The 24,721-nt window shown below is 69.0% G+C and carries 21 protein-coding genes; 18 read left to right on the forward strand and 3 right to left on the reverse strand.

All coding sequences use genetic code 11. From position 1 onward, the window contains the following. Nucleotide 1 precedes the first annotated feature (1 nt). From AC5P9C_RS11100 to AC5P9C_RS11165, 14 genes are all read left to right on the forward strand, one after another. On the forward strand, nucleotides 2-943 hold the full coding sequence (locus AC5P9C_RS11100; RefSeq protein ID WP_057494057.1) for a lysophospholipid acyltransferase family protein: 942 nt from the start codon (nucleotides 2-4) through the stop codon (nucleotides 941-943). After that, nucleotides 933-2,483 carry an HAL/PAL/TAL family ammonia-lyase gene (locus AC5P9C_RS11105; RefSeq protein ID WP_057494051.1) on the forward strand — a complete coding sequence of 517 codons (1,551 nt, stop codon included), beginning with the start codon at nucleotides 933-935 and terminating at the stop codon, nucleotides 2,481-2,483. The genes AC5P9C_RS11100 and AC5P9C_RS11105 overlap by 11 nt, the downstream gene beginning before the upstream one ends. Continuing rightward, a complete protein-coding gene (locus AC5P9C_RS11110) occupies nucleotides 2,476-2,901 on the forward strand; it encodes an acyl-CoA thioesterase (RefSeq protein ID WP_014648843.1) in 426 nt (141 codons plus the stop codon). Before AC5P9C_RS11105 ends, AC5P9C_RS11110 begins: the two co-directional genes overlap by 8 nt. Further along, on the forward strand, nucleotides 2,898-3,527 hold the full coding sequence (locus tag AC5P9C_RS11115) for a LolA family protein (RefSeq protein ID WP_343541978.1): 630 nt from the start codon (nucleotides 2,898-2,900) through the stop codon (nucleotides 3,525-3,527). The genes AC5P9C_RS11110 and AC5P9C_RS11115 overlap by 4 nt, the downstream gene beginning before the upstream one ends. Continuing rightward, nucleotides 3,520-5,874 (forward strand): MMPL family transporter, encoded by a 2,355-nt coding sequence (locus AC5P9C_RS11120; RefSeq protein ID WP_057494052.1) that lies wholly within the window; start codon nucleotides 3,520-3,522, stop codon nucleotides 5,872-5,874. The genes AC5P9C_RS11115 and AC5P9C_RS11120 overlap by 8 nt, the downstream gene beginning before the upstream one ends. A 55-nt stretch (nucleotides 5,875-5,929) precedes the next feature. After that, complete coding sequence (locus AC5P9C_RS11125; RefSeq protein WP_103282734.1) at nucleotides 5,930-7,180, forward strand: NAD(P)/FAD-dependent oxidoreductase; 1,251 nt, start codon at nucleotides 5,930-5,932, stop codon at nucleotides 7,178-7,180. Further along, complete coding sequence (locus AC5P9C_RS11130; RefSeq protein ID WP_064239505.1) at nucleotides 7,168-7,725, forward strand: DUF3261 domain-containing protein; 558 nt, start codon at nucleotides 7,168-7,170, stop codon at nucleotides 7,723-7,725. Before AC5P9C_RS11125 ends, AC5P9C_RS11130 begins: the two co-directional genes overlap by 13 nt. Next, nucleotides 7,722-8,906 carry a beta-ketoacyl-[acyl-carrier-protein] synthase family protein gene (locus AC5P9C_RS11135; protein ID WP_053461653.1) on the forward strand — a complete coding sequence of 395 codons (1,185 nt, stop codon included), beginning with the start codon at nucleotides 7,722-7,724 and terminating at the stop codon, nucleotides 8,904-8,906. The genes AC5P9C_RS11130 and AC5P9C_RS11135 overlap by 4 nt, the downstream gene beginning before the upstream one ends. Beyond that, nucleotides 8,903-9,358 (forward strand): hotdog family protein, encoded by a 456-nt coding sequence (locus AC5P9C_RS11140; RefSeq protein WP_103282733.1) that lies wholly within the window; start codon nucleotides 8,903-8,905, stop codon nucleotides 9,356-9,358. Before AC5P9C_RS11135 ends, AC5P9C_RS11140 begins: the two co-directional genes overlap by 4 nt. After that, nucleotides 9,355-10,086, forward strand: a complete 732-nt coding sequence (fabG, locus tag AC5P9C_RS11145; RefSeq protein WP_049471205.1) for a 3-oxoacyl-ACP reductase FabG — start codon at nucleotides 9,355-9,357, stop codon at nucleotides 10,084-10,086. Before AC5P9C_RS11140 ends, fabG begins: the two co-directional genes overlap by 4 nt. Continuing rightward, the gene (locus AC5P9C_RS11150) at nucleotides 10,086-11,324 is read left to right on the forward strand and encodes a beta-ketoacyl-ACP synthase (protein WP_074725681.1); all 1,239 of its coding nucleotides are present in this window, start codon (nucleotides 10,086-10,088) and stop codon (nucleotides 11,322-11,324) included. The genes fabG and AC5P9C_RS11150 overlap by 1 nt, the downstream gene beginning before the upstream one ends. A 61-nt stretch (nucleotides 11,325-11,385) precedes the next feature. Beyond that, complete coding sequence (locus tag AC5P9C_RS11155; RefSeq protein ID WP_005420284.1) at nucleotides 11,386-11,826, forward strand: hypothetical protein; 441 nt, start codon at nucleotides 11,386-11,388, stop codon at nucleotides 11,824-11,826. Between the two features lie 160 nt (nucleotides 11,827-11,986). After that, complete coding sequence (locus AC5P9C_RS11160; RefSeq protein WP_049459612.1) at nucleotides 11,987-12,247, forward strand: YcgL domain-containing protein; 261 nt, start codon at nucleotides 11,987-11,989, stop codon at nucleotides 12,245-12,247. Beyond that, nucleotides 12,240-15,578 (forward strand): ankyrin repeat domain-containing protein, encoded by a 3,339-nt coding sequence (locus AC5P9C_RS11165; protein WP_049471209.1) that lies wholly within the window; start codon nucleotides 12,240-12,242, stop codon nucleotides 15,576-15,578. Before AC5P9C_RS11160 ends, AC5P9C_RS11165 begins: the two co-directional genes overlap by 8 nt. A gap of 124 nt (nucleotides 15,579-15,702) precedes the next feature. Here the strand turns inward: AC5P9C_RS11165 and AC5P9C_RS11170 are convergent, their stop codons facing one another. Further along, on the reverse strand, nucleotides 15,703-17,481 hold the full coding sequence (locus AC5P9C_RS11170) for a monovalent cation:proton antiporter-2 (CPA2) family protein (protein ID WP_049459610.1): 1,779 nt from the start codon (nucleotides 17,479-17,481) through the stop codon (nucleotides 15,703-15,705). Between the two features lie 342 nt (nucleotides 17,482-17,823). On the opposite strand from AC5P9C_RS11170, the gene mgtE reads away from it, so the two are divergent. Both mgtE and AC5P9C_RS11180 read left to right on the forward strand, forming a co-directional pair. Continuing rightward, nucleotides 17,824-19,194 (forward strand): magnesium transporter, encoded by a 1,371-nt coding sequence (mgtE, locus tag AC5P9C_RS11175; RefSeq protein WP_343540861.1) that lies wholly within the window; start codon nucleotides 17,824-17,826, stop codon nucleotides 19,192-19,194. Between the two features lie 83 nt (nucleotides 19,195-19,277). After that, a complete protein-coding gene (locus tag AC5P9C_RS11180) occupies nucleotides 19,278-21,998 on the forward strand; it encodes a bifunctional acetate--CoA ligase family protein/GNAT family N-acetyltransferase (protein WP_074725682.1) in 2,721 nt (906 codons plus the stop codon). A 73-nt stretch (nucleotides 21,999-22,071) separates the two neighbouring features. On the opposite strand, the gene AC5P9C_RS11185 is transcribed toward AC5P9C_RS11180, so the two are convergent. Further along, nucleotides 22,072-22,452 carry a YbjQ family protein gene (locus AC5P9C_RS11185; RefSeq protein ID WP_049470734.1) on the reverse strand — a complete coding sequence of 127 codons (381 nt, stop codon included), beginning with the start codon at nucleotides 22,450-22,452 and terminating at the stop codon, nucleotides 22,072-22,074. A gap of 98 nt (nucleotides 22,453-22,550) precedes the next feature. On the opposite strand from AC5P9C_RS11185, the gene AC5P9C_RS11190 reads away from it, so the two are divergent. Then, the gene (locus AC5P9C_RS11190) at nucleotides 22,551-23,258 is read left to right on the forward strand and encodes an alpha/beta fold hydrolase (protein WP_343540858.1); all 708 of its coding nucleotides are present in this window, start codon (nucleotides 22,551-22,553) and stop codon (nucleotides 23,256-23,258) included. On the opposite strand, the gene AC5P9C_RS11195 is transcribed toward AC5P9C_RS11190, so the two are convergent. Next, nucleotides 23,215-23,994 carry a YdcF family protein gene (locus AC5P9C_RS11195; RefSeq protein WP_343540856.1) on the reverse strand — a complete coding sequence of 260 codons (780 nt, stop codon included), beginning with the start codon at nucleotides 23,992-23,994 and terminating at the stop codon, nucleotides 23,215-23,217. The genes AC5P9C_RS11190 and AC5P9C_RS11195 overlap by 44 nt on opposite strands. Before the next feature lie 310 nt (nucleotides 23,995-24,304). Between AC5P9C_RS11195 and AC5P9C_RS11200 the strand changes: the two genes are divergently transcribed. Next, complete coding sequence (locus AC5P9C_RS11200; protein WP_150828004.1) at nucleotides 24,305-24,709, forward strand: hypothetical protein; 405 nt, start codon at nucleotides 24,305-24,307, stop codon at nucleotides 24,707-24,709. Nucleotides 24,710-24,721 lie beyond the last annotated feature (12 nt).

A 24,721-nucleotide genomic window follows, 5' to 3' on the forward strand; every position in this document is an offset into this window, starting at 1 on the left:
GATGGCGGCCGCGCAGGGCGCCCCGCACTGGGCCGACATCGGCGAATCGACGTCGGTGGCCGGCGTGCTGTTCCTGTGCTGGGTGCACCGCTGGTTCGGGCGCTGGCCGTTCCGCCTGTGCGTGTGGCCAGTGGTGGCCTGCCATTGGCTGGGCAACCGTGTAGGGCGCCAGGCCTCGATGCAGTACCTGCAGCGGCTGCAGGTGCACAGCGGCGTGCTTGGCCGCGCGCCGACACGGCGTGACAGCCTGCGCCACTTCTTCGCCTTCGCCGACACGATGCTGGACAAGATCCTCGGCCTGGGCGGGCGCTACCCGGCCGACCGCATCCACCTGCACCGCGACCTGGTACTGCAGAAGATCGCGCGCCGCGAGGGCGGGCTGATCCTCACCGCGCACATCGGCTGCCTGGAGCTGTGCCAGGTGCTGGCCGAGCAGGTGCCGGGATTCCGCATCACCGTGCTGGTGCATACCGCGCACGCGCAGCGCTTCAACCGTTTGCTGCAGCGGCTGGACCCGCTGGCGGCGGTGGAACTGGTGCAGGTGACCGAAATGGGGCCGGCCACGGCGGTGATGCTGGCCGAGCGCGTGGCGGCGGGGGGCTTCGTTGCCATCGTCGGCGACCGCACGCCGGTACAGGGTGGCCGCAGCGTCACCGCCGATTTCCTGGGCCACCGCGCGCCGTTCCCGATCGGCGCCTATGTGCTCGCCGCGGCGCTGGGGTGCCCGGTCTACACCATGGCCTGCCTGCACGAGGGCGACGGCTATCGGGTGGCGTTCGAACAGTTCGCCGAACGCATCGTACTGCCGCGTGGCTCGCGCGACGCCGCGCTGGCCGAACAGGCACAGCGCTTCGCGCGCTGGCTGGAACTCCAGGTCATCCAGTCCCCGTTGGACTGGTTCAATTTCTTCCCCTTCTGGGATCAGGCTCCGCATGACGACTGACGCCGTACCCGTGTGCCGCTTTGGCGATGCACCGTTGACCATCGAAGACGTGGCTGCCCTGGCCCAGCGCCAGTGCGAGGCCGCACTGAGCGACGCACCGGCCTTCCGCGCGCACATCCAGCGCGGTGCCGACTTCCTCGACCGCCTGTTGCGCGAGGATGGCGTGATCTACGGCGTGACCACCGGCTATGGCGACTCGTGCACGGTGAACATCCCGCCGGCGCTGGTGGCCGAGCTGCCGCACCACTTGTACACCTACCACGGCTGCGGCCTGGGCCGTTACCTGGACCCGGTCGAGACCCGTGCGGTGCTGGCTGCGCGCCTGGCGTCGCTGGTGCGCGGCATGTCCGGCGTCAGCGTGCCGCTGCTGGAAGGCCTGGCCACGCTGCTGCAGCACGACGTGCTGCCGATGATCCCGGCCGAAGGCTCGGTCGGTGCCAGCGGCGACCTGACCCCGCTGTCGTACGTGGCGGCGGTGCTGTGCGGCGAGCGCGAGGTGCTGCACGACGGCCGCGTGCAGCCGGCGGCCGAAGTGCTGGCGAAGATCGGCATGACCCCGCTGAAGCTGCGGCCGAAGGAAGGCCTGGCGATCATGAACGGCACCGCGGTGATGACCGGCCTGGCCTGCCTGGCCTGGCAGCGCGCCGATTACCTGGCCCGCATGGCCACGCGGTTGACCGCGTTCAACGTGCTGGCCAGCGACGGCAACGCGCACCACTTCGACGAAACCCTGTTCGCCGCCAAGCCACACCCGGGCCAGGGCCGCATCGCTGCGCGCCTGCGCAGCGACCTGCACAGCGAACGCCCGCCGCGCAACGAACAGCGCCTGCAGGACCGCTACTCGTTGCGCTGCGCGCCGCACGTCATCGGTGTGCTGGAAGACAGCCTGCCGTTCCTGCGCCAGCTGATCGAAACCGAGCTGAACAGCGCCAACGACAATCCGCTGATCGATGCCGATGGCGAGCGGATCCTGCATGGCGGCCACTTCTACGGGGGCCACATCGCACTGGCGATGGACACCCTGAAGAACACCGTGGCCAACGTTGCCGATCTGCTTGACCGGCAGCTGGCGCTGGTGGTCGATGCCCGCTACAGCCATGGCCTGCCGGCCAACCTGTCGGCAGCCACCGGCCCGCGCGCGGCCATCAACCATGGCCTGAAGGCGCTGCAGATCAGCGTTTCGGCCTGGACCGCCGAAGCGCTGAAGCAGACCATGCCGGCCAGCGTGTTCTCGCGCTCCACCGAGTGCCACAACCAGGACAAGGTCAGCATGGGCACCATTGCCGCGCGCGACTGCCTGCGCGTGATCGAGCTGACCGAGCAGGTGGTGGCCGCGATGCTGATCGCTGCCCGCCAGGGCCTGGCGTTGCGCGAACGGGTTGGCCTGAATGCGCAGCTGCATGGCAGTCTGGCCGACATGTACGCCGATCTGGGGCAGCGCATCGCCCTGGTCGAAGAAGACCGCGCGCTGGATCGCGAACTGCGGGAACTGCTGGTGGAGATCCGCGCGCAACGTTGGGAGCTGTACGCCGGTGAATGAGGCCATCGAACGGGTTGGCGAAATCGCGTTGACCCCTGCCTTCCATGACTGCGATCCGATGAACGTGGTCTGGCATGGCAACTACTTCAAGTACTTCGAGATCGCGCGCTGCGCGCTGCTCGGGCGCTATGACTACGACTATCCACAGATGCTCGAATCGGGCTACCTGTGGCCGGTGGTCGATGCGCGGGTGAAGTACGTGCGGCCGCTGTTGTTCAACCAGGCCCTGCGCGTGGTCGCGCGCATCGTGGAATGGGAGAACCGGCTGAAGATCGAGTATGAAATCCTCGATGCGCAGAGCGGCCAGGTGCTGACCCGCGCGATGACCATCCAGGTCGCGGTGGACGCGGCCAGCAAGGAAATGCTCTACCAATGCCCGCCGGTACTGTGGGAACGCCTCGGAGTGCCTGCACCGTGAACACCCTTGTCCGTCTTTCGAGCGTGCTGCTGTGCGCGCTGATCTTCGTTGCCGCACCACAGGTGCAGGCCGCCGACCCCGCCATCGATGCGATTACCCAGGCGGTGGCGCGGCCAGAGGTACTGCGTGGCCAGTTCAGCCAGGAAAAGCAGGTCAGCGGCTTCAAGAACCCGCTGCGCTCGCAGGGCCAGTTCGTGGTCGCGCGCCAGCACGGCGTGATCTGGACCACGCTCAAGCCGTTCCCTTCCGAAGTGGTGGTCACTGCCGACCGCATCCTCAGCCGCCAGCGCGATGGCAGCACCCGTGTCGAGCTCGACGCACGGCAGCAGCCGGCGATGCGTTCGGTGAACGCGATCATGTTCGCGCTGATGAGCGGCGACGTGCAGGCGCTGTCGAGCCAGTTCAATGTGGCGGCCAGCCGTGAAGGGCAGCGCTGGCGGCTGCGCCTGACGCCGAAGTCGGCGATGCTGGCCAAGGCCTTCCAGTCGCTGACCCTGCAGGGTGACCGCTACGTGCGCCAGGTCGAGATCGTCGAGGCCAACAAGGACCGCACGCAGATCCAGTTCAGCGCGCTGAGCGAGGCACCGGCCACCCTCAGCGCTGACGAGGCACGCCGCTTTGAGTGAGGCCGTCGCATCGAACGCAGCGGCGCGGCTGCGGCGCTGGTGGCACTGGCTGGGCATCGCCTGGCTGGTGCTGCTGCTGGGCTTGGGCGCGCAGCAGTGGCACCTGTGGAGCCAGCAGTCGCGGATCGACACCGACATCCTCGCGCTGCTGCCGCAGGATGCCCATGACCGCCTGTTGAGCGACGTCACCCGGCGCATTGCCGACGGCAGCTCGCGGCAGGTGGTGGTACTGCTGGGCAGCAAGGATGGCGCTGCCGCCAAGCGCGCGCAGGCGGCCTTCGCTGCGGCCATGGCCGAGGACGTTGACCATGCATTGCTGGTGCCCAGTGGTTCGATCGAAGGCTGGTTCGACGAGGCGCGCGCGTTCTACGCGCCGTACCGCGACCGCCTGCTGACACCGGCCCAGCGCGAGCAGCTGCAGGGCAGCGAGCCGGGCGCGCTGGCCGAGCAGGCGCTGGCTGCACTGTATGGCCCGATGGGCGCCCCGCGCCTGACCGACTGGCGGCAAGACCCGCTGTCGCTGTGGCCGCAATGGTGGCAGCAGCAGGCGCAGGGTTCGGGGTTGCGGCTGGGCGATGACGGCCTGCTCGAAGCCGAGGGCAGGCACTGGGCCGTGCTGCAGTTCGATACGCCGGGGTCGGCGTTCCAGCTGGATGGCGAGCGCCATCTCGACGGCCTGCTGGAACGTGCCGGGCAGGCCGCCAGGGCGGCAGCGCCGGAGCTGGAAATCCTGCATGCCGGCGTGCCGTTGCATGCCGAGGCGGCCGCGGTGCAGGCCAACCGTGAGATCAATACCATCGGCTGGGGCTCGCTGGCTGCGGTGCTGCTGCTGGTGTGGCTGGCGTTCCGTTCGCTGCGGCCGATCCTGCTGGTCGCAGCGTCGTTGCTGATCGGCTGTGGCGTGGCGCTGGCGGTGACCGTGCTGGTGTTCGGCAAGGTGCACGTGCTCACCCTGGTGTTCGGTGCATCGCTGGTGGGCGTGGCCGAGGATTACGGCATCCACTGGTTTGCCTCGCGCCAGGCCGAGCCGGCCGATCGCCGCTGGAAGCTGCTGCGGCACCTGTTGCCGGGCCTGTGGCTGGCGTTGCTGACCAGCGCGCTGGCTTACCTGGCCCTGGGCCTGGCGCCGTTCCCGGGCCTGCGCCAGATGGCGCTGTTCTCGGTGGTCGGCCTGGCCGCCGCGTTCCTCACGGTGATCTTCTGGTTCCCGTGGCTGGATGGCGGTGAGATCCGCCAGACCCGTTTCTCGCAGTGGCTGGGCAACACGCTCGAGCGCTTCCCGCGGTTGCATGGCCGCCGGCCGGTGACGGTGTTCGTGGTGATCACGCTGGCGCTGTCCGCCATCGGCATCACCCGCCTGCACAGCGACGACGACCTGCGCAGCCTGCAGTCCTCGCCGCCGGCGTTGATGGCGCAGCAGATCCGCCTGAGCCAGTTGCTGGGGATGCCCAGTCCGGCGCAGTTCTACCTCGTGCAGGGCAGCGACGCTGCGCAGCTGCTGCAGCGCGAAGAGGCGCTGACCGGACGCCTGCGTGCGCTGGCCGCCGACAAGCGCATCGGCGGTTACCGCGCGATCAGTGACTGGCTGCCGTCGCCGGCACGCCAGCAGGCCGACGCCGCGCTGACCGCCAAGGTGGAACCGGGCGTGCTGCAGGCCGTGTCCGATGCAGTCGGAGAACCCTTGCCGCGCCCGGACTTCGCCACCACGCCGCTGACCGCCGAGGCGTTCCTGGCCTCGCCGGCGTCGCAGCCGTTCCGCTACCTGTGGGTGGGTGAGGTCGGCGGGCAGATGATCAGCGTGGTGATGGTCGACGACCTGTCGCGCGCCGATGCGCTGGCGACCCTGCGTGGCGCGGCCGAGGGCTTGCCCGGCGTGCGCTGGGTGGATCGCACCGCCGACTTCTCGCAGCTGCTGGGCCACTACCGCAAGTTGATGGGGGGGCTGCTGCTGGTCGGCATCGTGCTGGTGTTCGGTGCGCTGTGGCTGCGCTACCGCCGCCAGGCCTGGCGCGTGTTCGCACCGACCCTGGTTGCCGGTGCGTTGACCCTGGGCCTGCTGGGCCTGTTCGGCCAGCCGCTGCAGCTGTTCAACGTGCTGGCGCTGATGCTGCTGCTGGGCATGGGCATCGACTACGGCATCTTCCTGATCGAGCACCGCGGCGACGCCAGCGCGTGGCTGGCCGTGTGCGTGGGCGCGGCCAGCACCTGGCTGTCGTTCGGCCTGCTCGGTCTGTCGCAGACGCCGGCACTGCGCGCCTTCGGCCTGACCCTGTTGTTCGGCATCGGCCTGGTCTGGCTGATCTCGCCGCTGTTCCGGCCGCCGCCGCACGAGCTGCCGCCGGCCTGACCGCGGTTTTCCCGACTTTCTTTTTTCCACCTGATCGAGCAACAAGGACGCACCGATGAACACTGCTGTGGATGCTGTCGAACGTACCGAGATCCTGATCATCGGCGCCGGTCCGGCCGGCTCGGTGGCCGCGGCGATGCTGCGCCAGCAGGGCCGCCAGGTCCTGATGCTGGAACGCCAGCAGTTCCCGCGCTTTTCCATCGGCGAAAGCCTGCTGCCGCAGAGCATGGAGTACATCGAGGCGGCCGGCCTGCTGCAGGACGTGGTCGAGGCGGGCTTCCAGCACAAGAACGGGGCCGCCTTCGTGCACGGCGAAGCGCGTACCGCATTCGACTTCAGGAAGAAGTTCTCGCCGGGCTGGGGCACCACCTATCAGGTGCAGCGCGCCGACTTCGACAACGTGCTGGCGCGCGGTGCCGAGCGCATGGGGGCCACGCTGCGTTTCGGCGACGAGGTGCTGTCGGTCGAGCCGGGCGAGCAGCCGGCGGTGACGGTGCGCCGCCCGGACGGCAGCGAGTACCGCATCGAGGCCGATTTCATCCTCGACGCTTCAGGCTTCGCGCGCCTGCTGCCGCGCCTGCTGCAGCTGGAATCGCCGTCCAACTTCCCGGTGCGCGGCGCGATCTTCTGCCATGTGCGCGACAACATCCCGGCCGAAGCGGACTTCGATCGCAACAAGATCCTGATCACCACCCACCCCGAGTACGTCGACGTCTGGTACTGGACGATCCCGTTCTCCAACGGCTGCTGCTCGCTGGGCGTGGTGGCCGAGCCGTCGTTCTTCGAGCGCTACGACGGCGACGACCTGCAGAAACTGCAGGCGATCGTCGGCGAGGACCCGAACCTGACCCGGCTGCTGGCCAATGCCGAATGGGCGGTGCTGCCGGTACGCCGCATCACCGGCTACTCGGCCAATGTCAGTTCGTTGTGGGGGCCGGGCTATGCCCTGCTGGGCAATGCCGGCGAGTTCCTCGACCCGGTGTTCTCGTCCGGCGTGACCATCGCCTTCAAGTCCGCGCAGCTGGCCAGCGCATGCCTGGCGCGCCGCTATGCCGGCGAAGCCGTGGACTGGGAAGCGGAGTTCTCGGTCCCGCTGCGGGCGGGCGTGAAGACCTTCCGCCGCTTCGTCGAAAGCTGGTACGAAGGCGGTTTCCAGAAGATCATCTACCACCCGCAGCAGCAGCCCGAAGTGCGCGACATGATCAGCTCCATCCTGGCCGGTTACGCCTGGGACACCAACAACCCGTACGTGGCCGATGACAGTGGCCGCCGGATGCGCGTGCTGGAGCAGCTGTGCGGCGCCTGATCGCCCCTGCCACGGCACTGCTGCTGAGCCTGCTGCTGGCGGCCTGCGCCGGCCGCATGCCGAAGCCGTTGGTGGAACTGCCGCCGCTGCGCCTGTCGCCGGCCAGCCTGCCGGCGCCGCTGGCGTTGCAGCAGCAACTGCATTTCCGTTTCGGCAGCCATGAACGCGACCTCGATGCGCTGCTGGAAGCCGATGCGCAGCAGGTGCAGCTGGCCGTGCAGGCGATGGGCCAGACCGGTGTGCGCCTGCAGTGGGACGGCCAGCAGCTGACCCAGCAGCGCGCACCGTGGCTGCCGCCGCAGGTGCGCGCCGAGCGCGTGCTGGATGACCTGCAGTTCGCGCTGTGGCCGACCGCGGCCATCGCCGCCGCGCTGCCGGCCGGCTGGCAGGTCCGTGACGATGGCCATCAGCGCAGCCTGTCGCGCGATGGCACGGTGTGGCTGCAGCTGCAGCGCCTGGACGATGGCAGCGTGCAGCTGGACAACCGGGCCGAAGGCTATGCGCTGCGCATCGAATCGATCGACATGGCCGGGCCGGATCGATGAGTGCACCGATCTACCTGAACGACTTGGGCGTGGTCTGCGCGCTCGGCGATGGCCGCGACGCGGTGGCGTCGGCGATGTTCGCCGGCGTGCCGGGCGGGCTCAGCGACAACGATACCCTGCTGCCGGGACACACCCTGGCGCTGGGGCAGGTGCGTACACCGCTGCCGACGCTGGAAGAACTGCCGGCCGCCCTGCGCGGGCGCAACAACGCCCTGCTTGACGTGGCGCTGGCGCAGATCGCACCGGCGGTGGCCGCCGCGATCGCCCGCCACGGCGCCGAACGCGTGGCGGTCGTGCTGGGCACCAGTACCTCGGGCATCGGTGAATCCGAGCAGGCCCTGCGCACCCATGCCGAACAGGGCCAATGGCCGCCCGGGTTCGATTACGCCCAGCAGGAAATGGGCACCGCCGCGCAGTTCGTGCGCCAGCGCAGTGGCGCGCAGGGCCCGGCATGGACGCTGTCCACCGCCTGCTCGTCCAGCGCCAAGGCCTTGATGTCGGCCGCACGCATGCTGCGCGCGGGCATCGTCGATGCAGTGATCGCCGGCGGTGCCGATTCGCTGTGCCGCTTCACCGTGGCCGGCTTCAGCGCGCTGGAATCGGTCTCGGCGCTGCGCTGCAATCCATTCTCGCAGCATCGCGCCGGCATCAACATCGGCGAGGGCGCCGCGCTGTTCCTGCTCACCCGCGAGCCCGGCCCGGTATGCCTGGCCGGCTGGGGTGAGTCGGCCGACGCGCACCACATGTCCGCCCCCGACCCGCAGGGGCTTGGCGCCATCGATGCCCTGCAGCAGGCGTTGCTGCGCGCCGGCTGGGCGGCCGATGAGGTGGATTACGTGAACCTGCATGGCACCGCCACCGGCCACAACGATGCGATGGAAAGCCTGGCGGTGGCGCAGGTGCTGGGCAACGGCGTGCCGGCCAGTTCAACCAAACCGCTGACCGGCCACACGCTGGGTGCTTCGGGCGCGATCGAGGCAGCGCTGTGCTGGATCGTGCTGGCCGAGAACCCGCAGCAGCAGCTGCCACCTCACTGGTGGGACGGCGTGGCCGACCCCGCATTGCCGGTGCTGCCGCTGGTCGCACCGGCCACCCGCCTGGCGCATCCGGCGCGGCGGGTACTGAGCAATTCGTTCGCCTTCGGCGGCAGCAATGCCGTGCTGGCGCTGGAGCGTCGATGAACGCGCTGTACGCGATCGAAGAGGTGGTGCCGCACCGCCAGGACATGTGCCTGCTGGAGCGCATCACGCACTGGGACCAGGACACCATCGAGGCCGAACTGGTGGTGCCCGACGCGGGCCTGTTCGTCGAGGAGGGCCAGGTGCCGGCGTGGGTCGGCATCGAATACATGGCGCAGGCCATCGCGGCCTGGGCCGGTTGCCGTGCGCGTGCGGCCGGCAAGCCGCCGCAGTTGGGCTTCCTGCTTGGCAGCCGCCGCTACAGCAGCCCGCGCAGCAGCTTTCCCAGCGGATCGCGGCTGCGCGTGCAGGCGCGCTGCGAGCTGTTGGGCGACAATGGATTGGGGATGTTCGCCTGCCGCATCCTGGCAGGCAAGGACGAATGGGCGACAGCCAACGTGTCGGTGTTCGAACCGGCCGACGCGATGGCCTATCTGGAGAGTGGACAGGCATGACAGGGAATCGAAGCGTGCTGGTGACCGGCGCCAGCCGGGGCATTGGCCGGGCCATCGCGCTACGCATCGCGCGTGACGGCTTCGACGTGGTGGTGCATTGCCGCAGCCGCGTGGATGAAGCGCAGGCGGTGGTGGCCGAGATCGAGGCACTGGGCCAGCAGGCCCGCGTGCTGGTGTTCGACGTGGCCGACCGCGCGTCTGCGCGGGCCGCGCTGGAGGCCGATGTCGAAGCGCATGGCGCGTACTACGGCGTGGTCTGCAATGCCGGCATCGCCCGTGACGGCGCCTTCCCGGCGTTGTCGGCCGACGACTGGGACCAGGTCATCCACACCAACCTGGATGGCTTCTACAACGTGCTGCATCCCCTGATCATGCCGATGGTGCGGCGGCGCAAGCCGGGCCGCATCGTCACCCTGTCGTCGGTATCCGGGCTCGCCGGGAACCGCGGGCAGGTCAACTACAGCGCCGCCAAGGCCGGCATCATCGGGGCCACCAAGGCGCTGGCGCTGGAACTGGCCAGCCGCCAGATCACCGTCAATTGCGTGGCCCCGGGCCTGATCGAGACCGAAATGCTCAACGATGAAGTGGTTGAACACGCGCTCAAGCTGATTCCCGCCGGCCGCGTCGGTCGTCCCGACGAAGTGGCGGCGACGGTGGCGTTCCTGCTGTCCGAGCCGGCCGGCTACATCACCCGCCAGGTGATCTCGGTGAACGGAGGCATGATCTGATGGCCGCCGATCGTCGCGTGGTGGTCACCGGCGCCGCCGCCATCAGTCCGCTCGGCCACGACTGGCCCACCATCGAAGCGCACCTGCGCAGTTGCCGCAATGCCGTGCGTGCAATGCCCGAGTGGGATGTGTATGCCGGCCTGAACACCAAACTGGCCGCGCCGGCGCAGGACTTCGAGCTGCCGCCGAACTACAACCGCAAGACCACCCGCTCGATGGGCAAGGTTGCGATCATGTCGGTGCGTGCCACCGAGGTGGCGCTGCGCGAGGCAGGCCTGCACGAGCACCCGGTGCTGCGCAGCGGCCGTACCGGCGTGGCCTATGGTTCCTCGTCGGGCAGCCATGAGGCCACCGGTGAATTCGGGCGCATGCTCAACGAGTTCACCACCGATGGCATCAGTGCCACCACCTACCTGAAGATGATGAGCCACACCGCGCCGGTCAACATCGGCGTGTTCTTCGGCCTGTCCGGGCGCGTGTACACCACGTCCAGTGCCTGCACCTCCGGCAGCCAGGGCGTGGGTGCGGCCTATGAAGCGATCCGCAGCGGCAAGCAGACGGTGATGGTGGCCGGCGGTGCCGAGCAGCTCGATGCCACCGCTGCGGCGGTGTTCGACACGCTGTTCGCCACCAGCGTGCGCAATGACGCGCCGCAGACCACGCCGCGCCCGTTCGATGCCGGCCGTGATGGCCTGGTACTGGGCGAGGGCGCCTGCACGCTGATCCTGGAGGACCTGGAACACGCGCAGGCGCGTGGCGCCACCATCCTGGCCGAGGTGGTCGGCTACGGCACCAACAGCGATGGCCAGCACGTCACCCAGCCCAGCGCCGACACCATGGCCCAGGCCATGCGCCTGGCGCTGGAAGATGCCGGCCTGGACGCGGCGCAGATCGACTACGTCAACGCGCACGGCACCGCCACCGACCACGGTGACATCGCCGAAACCCAGGCCACCGCGCAGGTGTTCGGCAACCGCGTGCCGATCAGCTCGCTGAAGAGCTACGTCGGCCACATGCTGGGTGCCTGTGGCGCGTTCGAGGCCTGGCTGAGCATCGAGATGATGCGCGCCGGCTGGTTCGCGCCCACCCTGAACCTGGCCGAGGTCGACCCGCGCTGTGGCCAGCTCGACTTCATCACCGGGCAGGGCCGCGAGCTGCAGGCCGAGTACGTGATGAGCAACAACTTCGCTTTCGGCGGCATCAACACCTCGCTGGTGTTCCGCCGCTGGCGCGAGTGACCCACCGTCCCACCGCACTGTTTCCGCTACCCACCCGCACCCCTGACAAGGAGAAGTTTCGATGCGCCGCACTCTCATGATCGCCACTGCCACCGCGCTGCTGGCCCTGACCTCCACCGCCTCTGCCCGCGACACGCGTGTCGAACAGTCCCTGCAGGAACTGGTCAATTCGCAGGCCGCCAAGGACGCCGGCATTGACGGCAGCGTGCGCTTCTACCTGGCCGGCCAGCCGGTCAGCGTGCAGCAGCGCCTGGGCGAAGACGTGACCAACAAGAAGACCAACGCGGCCAACAAGAGCGATGCCGAGGCCTGCCGCTGGGTCGCGCTGTCGGCGCTGCGCGCGCTGCAGGACGGTGCCAAGTCGCGCGGCGCCAACGCCGTGGTCGACATCGTCAGCTACTACAAGAAGAACGAGTTCAAGAGCAGCACCAACTACGAGTGCTACGCCGGCGCCATCCTCGCCGGTGTCGCGCTGAAGGGCACCTACGCCAAGGTCAAGTAAGCGCCCGTGTGGCGGCGGCGCTGGCTGAACGTCGCCGCCACATTGCTGAACCCCGCCGGGGAAACGCCGCCGATCACGCCGCCATCGTCGGCTGACGGCTTTCCCCGCTGTCGGCTTTCCGACACAATCATGGCTCTTCCCGGGTTATCGTCCCGCGGACATGCACGCCTACGTCTATAAAAGCCAACTCAAGCCGGACACCTACGTCTACGTTCCCCGACGCGATGATTTCAGTGCGCTGCCCGCGCCGCTGCTGAGCTCGCTGGGGGCGCTCGCCTTCGTCCTGGAAGTGGCCCTGGATGCCCAGCGCCGCCTGGCCCAGGCCGATCCGGAAAAGGTCCGCAGTGAAATGAGCGAACGCGGGTTCTATCTGCAGGTGCCGCCGTCGGTGGCCAGCCTGATGCCGCGTCACTATGACTGACGCCTCCCGACCGCGCGTCCTGTCGATCGCCTTCGCCGCCGGTGCCGTGCTGGCGCTGGGCGCCGCAGTGGGCGGCGTTCCAGGTGCCCTGCTTGCCGCATTGGCGCAGCCGGCGTTCGCGCTGGGGGTGTCGTGGTGGCGCCGCAGCCGCGCGCTGCGGCCGCTGGCGCTGGTGGCTCGCCAGGACCTGCCGGCGCTGCTGGCGCTGTGGGCCGCCGCGCCGCTACTGCTGGCCCTGCTGCTGGCCTGGCCGCTGGCAGCACTGCGTGACAGCGGCAGCCTGGCTGCGGTGCTGGGCCTGAGCGTGCTGGTCAGTGCCGGCCTGCTGGCGGCCTGGCGCACCTGGCCGCTGTGGAACGATGTCGAACGCCTGGATGGCAGCCTGGCCCAGCACTGGCAGGCACTGGCCGGCCGCGACCTGACCGCCTGGCGTGGTCTTGGCGTGGCCGCGCTGGTGATCGCCTTGGCCGCACTGGTGGTGCTGCCGGCCTGGCCGGGCCTGTTGCCGGACAGCGCACGCTGGCCGGCTGCGCTGGCGGTGGTGGTGCTGTCGCCGCTGCTGCACCTGCTGCTGCAGCGGGTCGCGCCCGCGCCGCTGGTGGCGTTGCGGCCCAGCCCGTTGGCGGCGGCCAGCAGCGACCACGAGCCGATGTTCGCAGCGGTGGCGGACACCGCGCCGCTGGAAGCCATGGCGCCGCAGGAACTGACCCCTGCGCTGTATGAAGCCGCCCGGCACGGCCGCGTCGACCGTGCTCTGCAGCTGCTGCAGGCCGGCGCCGACCCCTACGCGCTGCCGGACCCGGACTGGCGTGACCAGCGCAGCCTGGCGGTGCTGGCCGCAGTGCTGCCGGACCTGCGCCTGCTGCGCGAACTGATTGCCCGCGGCGTCGATGTGAATGCGCCCCACCGGGGCATGACGCCGCTGTTGGCGGCCACCCGCGACAGCTGGCATGGCCGTCCCGAAGCGGTGATGACCCTGCTCGCCAACGGCGCCGATTCGCGCGCCACCGACAGCGACGGCAACACCCCGCTGCACCATGCCGCGCGCAGTTCTGACCCGGGTGTGGCGGCGTTGCTGCGCGATGCCGCAGCCGAAGTGGATGCACTCAACCGCGACGGCTGGTCGCCGCTGGCAGTGGCCTGCCAGGTCGGCAACTGGCGCCTGGCCCGTTTCCTGCTCGAGCGCGGTGCACGCAGCGAACCGGCCGAAGGCACACCGGTGCTGCTGGCCGCCGCCGCCACCGAGGACGACGATCCGGCCGGCGTGCAGCTGCTGCTCAAGCACAAGGCACGCGCCGACGCGCGTGATCGCCAGCGCCGCAGCGCGCTGCACGAGGCAGCGCTGGCCGGCCACGTGGAGATCATCGGCGTGCTGCTGGGCGCCGGCGCCAACCTGGAAGCGCGCGATGCACTGGGCCGCACGCCGTGGCTGGAAGCCGCCCGTGCCGGCCGTGCCGCCGTGGTCGAGCACCTGCTGCCGCACAAGCCGGACCTGGTCGCGGTGGACGGCGAAGGCCGCAATGCGGTGCAGCTGGCGGTGATGGCCGAGGATGTCTCGCCGCTGCTGATCAAGCGCCTGGTCGAACTGGGCATCGCCGCCGACGCCACCGACCCGGTTGGCCGCCGCGCGGTGGACTACGCGGCCGAAGCGGGCCGCTGGGCGATCGTGGCCCTGCTGGACCCGTCCTATCCGCTGCCGGCAGCCGTCAGTGATGGGCTGGCCGAGCGCGGTGAAGCGGCCAGCGCCAGCGGCCTGTTGCCGGACCGTCCGCCGCTGACCCTGCTGCGCGAAGCGCTGGGCTTCGGCAACACCGATGGCATGGCCGCGCTGGCCAAGCTGTGCCAGCCGGAGGAACTCGGCGGCCTGCTGCTCGATCCGGAGCTGGCACTGGAGCCGCGCGCGGTCGATTGGCTGCTGGCCCACGGTGCCGACCCCTATGTGCGCGACGCCTGCGCCGATACGCCGATGTTCGCGCTGCTGTCGCGCGGGATCGACGCGGTGCCGGCGCTGCAGGTGATGCTGCAGCGCGGCCTGTCACCGGCCGGCCGCGGTGGGCTGGCACGCTTCCTGGCCGCCTGCGCGCAGCACGACCAGGCCGCCCGCGGCCTGGAACAGCTGGCGCTGGAACTGCTGGAACGTGGCGCGGACCCGTTCGCGGCCTCGCCGGCCGGTGACCCACCGCTGTCGCTGGCGGTACGCCTGGGCTGGCTGCGCCTGCAGCAGGCCCTGCTCAAGGCGGGCGTCGATCGCGAGGCGCGCGACAGTCATGGCATGACCGCACTGCACCTGGCCACCGCGCTGGCCCGCGAAGGCGCACTGAAGCTGCTGGTGCAGCACGGTGCCTCGCCGGAAGCGCGTGCTGCCGACGGCCAGACGCCGCTGGGCGTGGCGCTGTCGATCGGCCGCCGCGATCTGGCCGACTGGCTGGACTGGCGGGTGTGGCCGCTGCCGCGCCGTACCCTGCGCGAAGCGGATCTGCCGGCCGCGGCCATGGCCGGCGATGTCGACGCGGTGCGTCGCCTGATCGATCTGGGATTTGCCGTCGACGCCGTCGATGCACAGGGCTGCACGGCACTGCTGCGTGCCGCCGGCGGTGGCCACCTGGCGGTGACCGACCTGCTGCTGGCACGCGGCGCCGATCCGCAGCACGCTGCCGCCAGTGGCGCGACGCCGTTGTCGGCCGCGGTCAGCATGCGCCAGGTGGACATTGTCTCGGCTCTGCTTGATGCCGGCGCCAAGCTGGAACACCGCCTGCCGGGCGGGGTGACCGTGCTGATGCTGGCCTCGGCGCTGGGCCTGCCGGACATCGCCGCGCGCCTGCTCACCGCCGGTGCCGACGTGCATGCCGGTGACGCGCAGCAACTGGGGCCGCTGCACTGTGCCGCGCTGTATGGCTTCAGCGCCCGCGACCGCTCCCGCCTGCTGGCCCTGCTCGACACCCTGCTGCTGGCCGGTGCCGAACCGGACCAGGCGGCGGCGGGCTCGGTCACGCCGTTGCTGCTGCTGCTGGGCGCACGTGCCGAGCCGGGCACCGCCTGCGACGAGCAGGTGGTGATGGCGGCGGTCGAACGGCTTCTGGATGAGGACGTCAGCCTGGACGTGCGTGACCCGCGCGGCTTCGGTCCGCTGCACCTGGCCGCGCTGCATGGCCTGCCGTTGCTGGTGCAGCGCCTGCTGCGTGCCGGCGCCGATCCGGAGGCGCGGGACAGCCTCAACCGCAGCCCGCGCGAGATCGCGGTGATGCGCGGCTTCATCGACGTGGCCGGCGAATTCGAACCGCGCGTGCCGGGTGTTTCGTCGATGGCGCGGTTCCTGCGCGACAACGGCTGAGGGTCGGGGTCGGAATCCCCAGTAGGTAGTGCCGGCCGCTGGCCGGCAATCTCCTGAGACCTCCGGGATACCGAGGCTGCCGGCCAGCGGCCGGCACTACCGGGTCCGTCCTCGATCGGCACTCCTACGTGTCGTCGCTTTCCGCGTCGGCCTCGAACAGGTGCATCAGGTCATTGCGTGCATCGCGCGAGGTCTGGATCACCGCCGCCTCATCGTCGTACACCAGATACTGGTCGCGCAGCAGCTGTTCGTCGTGTTCGCGGAAGCGTTGCACATGGCGCTCGGCCACGTCCGGTGCCACGCCCAGCGCGGTCAACACGCGGCCGCTCATCTCCAGGCTGGTACCGAACACCTCGCGGAACGGCTCGGCCGACATGTCCATCAGGCGCCACGCATGCTGGCGATTGCGCGCGCGCGCCAGCACTTTTGCGTCCGGGTACAGCCGGCGCACCATGCGCACGGCGCGCAGGTTGGTCTCCGGGTCGTCCACGGTGATCACGAACACATCGATGTGCTCGCCGCCGGCGGCGCGCAGCATCTCCGGCCGGGTCGGATCGCCGTAGTAGAGCTGGTTGCCGAAGCGGCGCAGGTCGGCCACGGTGTCCGGGTTCGCCTCCAGCGCTACGAACGGCACCTTCTGCGCGGTCAGCAGGCGCGCGATCACCTGGCCGAAACGCCCCATGCCGGCGATCAGCACCTTGGGCCGGTTGTCGGGTGCCACCTTGTCGGCCTCGGCCGCCTCGCGCGGTGTGGTCTTCTCCTGGCCGAGCAGCTTGAGCAGCACGATCATCAGCAGCGGCGTGATCGCCATCGACAGGCCGACGATGGCCACCAGCCGGTCGTGGTTGGCATTGCCCAGCAGGTGCGCGCGCTGCGCTTCGTTGAACACCACGAAGGCGAACTCGCCCCCCAGCCACAGCACACTGCCCAGCAGCAGCGACTGTCGCCGGCTGAGCCGGGCGATGCGGCCGATCACGTACAGCAGGCTGAATTTGACCACCAGCAGGATCGCGACGCCGGCCGCGATCAGCCAGGGCTCGGCGGCAATGCGGTCAAGGTCGATGCCCATGCCCACGGCAATGAAGAACAGGCCCAGCAGCAGGCCCTTGAACGGCTCGATCTGCGCTTCCAGTTCATGCCGGAATTCCGAATCGGACAGCAGCACGCCGGCCAGGAACGCGCCCAGGCTGGGGCTGAGGCCGGCTTCCTGCATGAACCAGGCGGTGCCCAGCACCACCAGCAGGGCGGTGGCGGTGAACACTTCCGGGCTGCGGGTGCGCGCGATGATGCCAAATACCCGGCGCAGGACCGGCCGCCCGCACAGGATCACCACGGCCAGCGCGCCCAGCGCCACCATTGCATCCTCGATGCGCAGGGTCTCGTTCTTCACCCCGCCCAGCAGCGGGATGGCCGCCAGCAGCGGAATCGCGATCAGGTCCTGGAACAGCAGGATGGCAAAGCCCAGCCGGCCATGGTCGCTGTTGATCGCCTTGTGCTCGGACAGCAGCTGCAGGCCCACCGCGGTGGACGACAGCGCCAGCGCCACGCCCACCACCAGCGCGCTCTTCCACTGGAAATGGTCGAGCAGCAGCAGGCCGCCGAGCACCAGCCCGGACAGCGCCACCTGCGCCGCACCGGCACCGAACACCGAGCGCCGCATCACCTTCAGGCGCGCCGGCGACAGCTCCAGGCCGATCACGAACAGCAGCATCACCACCCCGATCTCGGCCGCGCCGAGGATGCGGTCGGCGTCCTGCACGAAGCCCAGCCCGTCCGGGCCCAGCACCACGCCCGCCGCCAGATAGCCCAGCACCGCGCCGAAGCCGAACTTCTTGAACACCGGCACGGCGATGACCGCTGCCAGCAACAGCACCAGGGCCAGTTCCAGACCACCGCTATGCATGGGAATACCTGGTCATCGGGGAAGCCCGCAGTGCGTCCGTTCGGGGGAAAGGTGTGGCGAGCGCCACGGCCCCATTATGCGCGCCGGCCGGTGCAGGCACGAGAACAACCTGCCATGCCGGCGCCTGGCGCAGGGCCAGCGGGTTGACCTGCATGGCGCACGGGTCCAGACTGCCCGCCGCTGGCGGCGCGACCGCCGGCACACGCATCCCGGAGTCCCCAACCCATGTCCAGCGACAGTAGAAGTCGACCTCGTTCGACGCCAGCGATGGCCACCGCCTGACATCGGGACGGTCTGCCTGCGTTGGCGTTGCGCGAGGTCGCACCCCACAAGGCAGAACCGATGAACCAGAAGCAATTGCTGCGCCCGGTGGCCGATGCCGCTGCCCTGGCCGCACCACTGGCGAACTACAACACCGCCGATGCGGTGGAATTCCTCAACACGCTGGAACTGACCCGCGCCGCGGAAACGCTGGCCGCGCTGCCGTTGCCGCGTGCAGTGAAAATGCTGGAAGCACCCGAGCTACAGCGCAGCGGCGAGCTGGTGGCCGCGCTGCCACCGGCCCGCGCCGCCGCCCTGCTGGGGCTGATGGCCGATGACCGCGCCACCGACATCGTCCACGAGCTGGATGAGGAAGAGCGCGCACGGCTGATCCCGCTGCTGGGCAGCGACGCCCGCCAGGTCATCCAGAAGCTGCTGAGCTACCCGCCGAACACCGCCGGCGCGCTGATGACCACCGAATACGTGGCGGTGCCCGCCAGCTGGACCGTGGCGCAGACCCTGCAGCACATCCGCCAGGTCGAGCGCACGCGTGAAACGGTGTACGCGATCTACGTGCTGGACCCGGCCAGCCAGCAGCTGCAGCAGGTGGTGACCATGCGCCGGCTGATCACCGGCCTGCCGGAGGAGTCGATCCTGGACGTGGCCCAGGTCAATCCGCCGGTGACAGTGGATGCACTGATGGACCAGGAGGAAGTCGCGCGGCTGATCCGCCGCCACGACCTGCTGGCGATCCCGGTGGTCGATGCGCAGCAGCAGATGCTGGGCATCGTCACCGTCGACGACGTGCTCGACGCGCTGATCGAGGAATCCACCGAGGACGCGCACAAGTTCGGCGGCATGGAAGCCTTGGACAAGCCGTACATGCAGATCGGCTTCTTCGAGATGCTGCGCAAGCGCGCCGGTTGGCTGAGCGTGCTGTTCCTGGGCGAGATGCTGACCGCCAGCGCGATGCAGCACTACGAGGACGAACTGGCGCGGGCGGTGGTGCTGACCCTGTTCATTCCGCTGATCATGAGCTCGGGTGGCAACTCCGGCTCGCAGGCCACGTCGCTGCTGATCCGCAGCCTGGCGCTGCGCGAACTGCGCCTGCGCGACTGGTGGAAGGTGGCCCTGCGCGAGATCCCGACCGGCATGGTGCTCGGCGCGATCCTCGGCTGCCTGGCCATCGTGCGCATCGTGATCTGGCAGCTGGGCGGCCTGCATGATTACGGCGAGCACTGGATCCTGCTGGCAATCACCATCGGCGCTGCACTGGTCGGCATCGTCACCTTCGGTTCGCTGTCCGGCTCGATGCTGCCCTTCGTCCTGAAGCGGCTCGGCTTCGATCCGGCCAGCGCCTCGGCGCCGTTCGTGGCCACCCTGGTGGATGTCACCGGCCTGGTGATCTATTTCAGCATCGCCGCGATGATCCTGCACGGCACGCTGCTGTAAAAAAAAGGGGACGGAGGGGATTAAGTCGTTTGTGCACAAACGACTTAATCCCCTCCGTCCCCTTTTTTGGGTACCGTAGGCGCATGAGTACCTACCACCTGCAGTCCGTGTTCCGTCCGCAGTCGGTCGCGGTGATCGGCGGCAGCCCGCGTGAGCGCTCGGCCGGCCGTGCGGTGATGCGCAACCTGCGCGGCACCGGTTTCCCCGGCAAGGTGGCGTGGATCAACCCGCGGCACGCCGAGATCGATGGCATCCGCACGGTCAAGCGGCTGAAGGACCTGGACTGGGTGCCTGACTTGGTGGTGATCACGGCACCAGCGGCAATCGTGCCGCAGGTGGTGCGCACCGCCGCCGAGCGCGGCGTGCAGGCCGCGATCATCCTCACCGCGCACCTGGGCGAAGGCCCCGGCTCGCTGTCGGCACAGGTAGAGGCGGTGGCGCGCAAGCATGGCCTGCGCATCCTCGGCCCGCATTGCCTGGGCGTGATCGCGCCGCACGCGCGGCTCAATGCCAGCATCGCCGCACATTTCCCGCAGGCCGGCGACCTCGCGCTGATCTCCGAATCCTCGGCCATTGCCGCCGCGCTGGTGGAGTGGGGCGTGGCGCGCTCGGTCGGGTTTTCCGCGGTGGTCTCGCTGGGCGACACGATGGACGTCGACTTCGGTGACCTGCTCGACTACTTCGCCACCGACTACCGCACCCGCGCCATCCTGCTCTACGTCGAGCAGATCAAGGACGCGCGCAAGTTCATGTCGGCCGCGCGTGCCGCCGCCCGCGCCAAGCCGGTGGTGGTGGTGAAGTCGGGCCGCGCCGAGCGCGTGCAGCCGGGCAGCCGCGATACCCATGTGCAGGCCCTGGCCCGTGCCGATGATGTGTACGGCGCCGCCTTCAACCGCGCCGGCCTGCTGCGCGTGGGCGCGCTGGACGAGCTGTTCACCGCCGCCGAATCGCTCGGGCGGCTGGGCACGTTCCCCGGCCGCCGCCTGGCCATCCTCAGCAATGGTGGCGGCGTCGGCCGCCTCGCCGTGGACCAGCTGATCGCGCTGCGTGGCACGCTGGCCACCCTGTCCGACAGCACGGTGCAGAAGCTCGATGCAGTACTGCCGCAGGGCTGGTCGCGCAGCAATCCGGTCGACATCGTGGTCGATGCCGATGGCGAGCGCTATGCCGCGGCCATCGAAGCGCTGCTGGCCGACAACGAGAACGACGCGGTGATGGTGGTCAACGTCCCCACCGCATTCACGTCGTCTGCAGACGCTGCGCAGGCGCTCACCCGCACGCTCGGCCTGCGTCCGCGCCATCATCGCGACAAGCCGGTGTTCGCGGTGTGGCTGGGCAACGACGACCAGGCCACCGCCACGCTCAACGCGGCACGGGTGCCGACCTATCCGACCGAGGCCGAGGCGGTACGCGGCTTCCAGCATCTGGTGCGTTACCGCGAGGCGCAGAACGCGTTGATGGAAACGCCGCCCAGCCTGCCGCAGGACTTCAACGTCGATGCGGCGGCCGCGCGAACGCTGGTCGATGCCGCGCTGGCCAATGGGCAGCAGTGGCTCGACCCGCTGGCCACGCACGAGCTGCTCAAGGCCTACGGCATTCCGTCCGCGCCGGTGATGCACGCGCGCGATGCGCACGAAGCGATGGACCTGGCGCAGCCACTGCTGGAACGCGGTGCGTCCGTAGCGCTGAAGATCCTGTCGCCGGACATTCCGCACAAGTCCGAAGTGGACGGCGTGCGCCTGAACCTGTCCACGCTGCCGGCGGTGCAGAGCGCGGCCAACGCGATCCTGTCACGTGCGCGCCAGTTGCGGCCGGACGCGCGCATCGACGGCCTGCTGGTGCAGCCGACCATCGTGCGCCCGAAAGCGCGTGAGCTGATCGTCGGCATTGCCGATGACGCAACGTTCGGCCCGGTGATCGTGGTCGGTCGTGGCGGCACCGCAGTCGAGGTGATCAATGACAAGGCGCTGGCACTGCCGCCGCTCGACCTGCGCCTGGCCCATGAACTGATCGGCCAGACCCGCGCCTCGCGCATCCTCAAGGCCTACGGGGATGTGCCCGCCGCCGACGAGCGCGCACTGGCGCTGGCGCTGGTCAAGCTGGCGCAGCTGGCCGCCGACATTCCCGAAGTACGCACGCTGGACATCAACCCGCTGCTGGTCGACGGCAAGGGCATCCTCGCCCTCGACGCGCGCGTGGCGGTGGCGCCGTCGCGCATCCTGCACAAGGGCCGCGGCCATCCGCGCTTCTCGGTGTTCCCGTACCCGAAGGAGTGGGAGCGCACCATCGAACTGTCCGATGGCGGCCGCGCGTTCGTGCGCCCGGTGCGGCCGGAAGACGATGCGCTGTTTCGCGCGTTCTTCGCCCGCGTCAGCGACGAAGACCTGCGCCTGCGCTTCTTCCAGTCGGTGAAGCACTTCAGCCACGAATTCATCGCGCGCCTGACCCAGCTCGACTACGCGCGCTCGATTGCGCTGGTGGCGATCGAGCCGCGCAGTGGCGAAATGCTCGGCGCGGTGCGCCTGCACGCCGATGCCGATTACCACCGTGGCGAGTACGGCATCCTGATCCGCTCGGACCTGAAGGGCCACGGCATCGGCTGGCGGCTGATGGCGATCATGATCGAGTACGCCAAGTGGCTGGGGCTGGACGTGGTCGAAGGCCAGGTGCTGCGCGAGAACAGCACCATGCTGGCGATGTGCCAGAGCCTGGGCTTCAAGACCCGGCTGGACCCGGATGACCCGACGGTGATGGTGGTGACGCTGCCGGTGCAGCAGGTCGAAGTGCCCGACGTCCCGGTGTAGCGCCGAGCCCACGCTCGGCTGCCTAGCATCATACGGGCACGCCTGAGCCGAGCATGGGCTCGGCTCTACAGCTTCAACGCGTGGGTTCCACCACCACCGCCGTGCCGTAGCACAGCACCTCGGTCAGCCCGGTCATCACATCGGTGGCGTCGTAGCGCATGCCGATGATTGCGTTGGCACCCAGCTGCCGCGCGTGCTTGACCATGTCGCGGTAGGTTTCCTCGCGAGCCTGTTCGCACAGCTCGGTGTAGATGGTGATGTTGCCGCCGAAGATCGTCTGGATACCGCCGAGAAAGTTGCCGACGATCGAGCGCGAGCGTACGGTGATGCCGCGCACCACACCCAGGTTGCGCACGACGCGATGGCCGGGCAGCTCGAAGGCGGTGGTGACCAGCGAATCGTCGAAGCGCAGCGCGGGTGGGGTGGGGGTACCGCTGTTGTAGGGGTCTGCCATGGTCGCGTCCGTATCGGAGAGTCGAGCTTGCTCGACTCTACAACGCAACCGCCCGTTGCGGCATGGTTCCCTCACCGCACCGGCGCGACAATACCGCCATGACCGACCGTATCCCCCTGCTCCTGCTGCCTGGCCTGCTCAACGATGCCGAGCTGTGGCGCGCGCAGCTGGCTGACCTGGCCGACATCGCCGATTGTACGGTCGGCGACCAGACCCGTGGCGAGACCCTGCAGGCGGTGGCCGAGGACGTGCTCGCACAGGCACCGGCGCGCTTTGCGCTGGCTGGCTTCTCACTGGGCGGCTTCGTGGCCCAGCAGATCCTGCGCATTGCGCCAGAGCGCGTGCTGCAGCTGGCGCTGATCGATACCTCGATCCACGCCGATTCACCGGAACGTGCCGAGCAGCGCCGCAGCCAGCGCGCCAGCGTGCGCCTGCCCGGAAAGTTCCATGGTTTCGGTGATGTGCTGATGCGCAGCTACATCGATGCGTCCCGGCTGGACGACTGCGTGCTGGTGCAGCGCGTGCGTGACATGACCGCCCGCCTCGGTGCGGACGTCTTCCTGCGGCAGAGCGCACTGGAGCGCCGTGACGGCCATGATGTGCTGGCTGGTTACCGCGATCCGCTGCTGATCGTGTGCGGCGCCAATGACCGGATCACGCCGTTGGCGGTAAGCGAAGAAATGCACGCGCTGGTGCCGCACTCGCAGCTGGTGGTGGTGCCCGATTGTGGGCACCTGGCACCGATGGAAAAACCGGAGGAGGTCAGTGCGGCAATGCGTGGGTGGTTGCTGCAGGCGCGGCACTGACGGGCTCGATGGGGGCGTCGTTCCAGCCCATCCGGTTGTAAAGATGGTAACGGAGAACGCCAATGCGCTCATGCAGCATCACCTCGACCAGCAGTAGATTGAATGTGGAGGGCAGCCACCCACGGGTGGCGCGGAGGCGGTCACTGGGGAGGCCTTCGGCCGCGATGCCGAAGTGACGGAAGTAGGTCAGGCTCCGCGTGAGATGAAGGCCCGAGGTGACCAGCACCACTCTCGAACTGTGATGACCGATGATTGCACTGCTGTTTCTGGCGTTCTGCCATGTGTTTGCGCTGGTGCGCTCGCGGACGATGTGCTCGGTGGGAACGCCCAGCGCCATCAGTTCCCGTGCATAGACGTCGGCTTCGGCGACGTCCCCCGCAGCAGTGATGCCTCCGCTGGCAAGCACCCTACAGCTCGCGCGCGCGCGCTCGCATTCGTGGTAACGCTGTGCAGCAGCCAGCAGCCGGCTGTAGCCGGCCAGCCCGGGCCTGGAGCCCTGGGCGTCGTGGTCGATACCGGCACCCAGCACCACGATCACAGTGCGCGGATGAAGTGCGCCGTGGTCATTGACAGAACGGGTGCCCTGCGCGCGATCCAGCAACCATTGTGTGACCGGAGCGCTGGCACTGGCTGCCATGGCCAGCGGAAGCGTCGCCAGACACGCAGCAATGCGCAGACGGCGTTTCCAGACCAGCACGCTGCATGAAAGCAGCAGGAGAAGTGTCAATGTCAGCATGGTGGTCCATGAGGAAAGTTTGAAAGAATTCCGATGGCGTAGCGCGATCGTTGCCTACATGCTGGATGCCATGGACCTGAAGCGACTATCACTCCCGGCCCGATGTGCTGCCATCGTAGGCGGAATCATGCTCGCGGTGGCTGCGGGTCATTTGCTGGGTGGCTGCTTTCCACAGCTCTTCGTGCAGATCCATCAGCGAATGCAGTAGCTCGCGGGTCCTGCATGCTGACGCCTGAAGTCTCCAGTCAGGCGTGACAGGACGCTGAGATGCGTTCGTTCAGGTGTTGAACGCGACAGATGGAGGAAGGCGATGCAACGGTTGAATTCCCGGGTTGGGTTGAACTCAGGCGCACACGCCACGGACTGGCCTGAGCTTGGGGAACGCTCGATGCTTTGTCTCATTGCAGCAACGTCGCCCCACCAGCTGCCTTCATTCACCGCGGCGTTGGACGCGGCCATATCGCAGTGGATGAGCAAGGCGAAAGAAGAATCCTTCGGTGGCATGGAGCAGGAGCTGGCGCGCCTGCATGCCTTGAAGAGCATTACCTCGGCGTTGGGCAGCGCCGGGGTTGCCCTGGCCTGCGACGCATTGAGTGAGTGTCTCCGCTCGGGTACAGAAGCGTGGGCTGTGCGGCGGCGGGCGTGCGCGTTGGCGATGTCTGCACAACGCCTTCTACGCCGTGCGACGACACATTTCCGTATCGAAGGGGGCTGACGTGCGCGAGCC

The organism is Stenotrophomonas sp. YJH_SMC_10 (assembly GCF_059371555.1).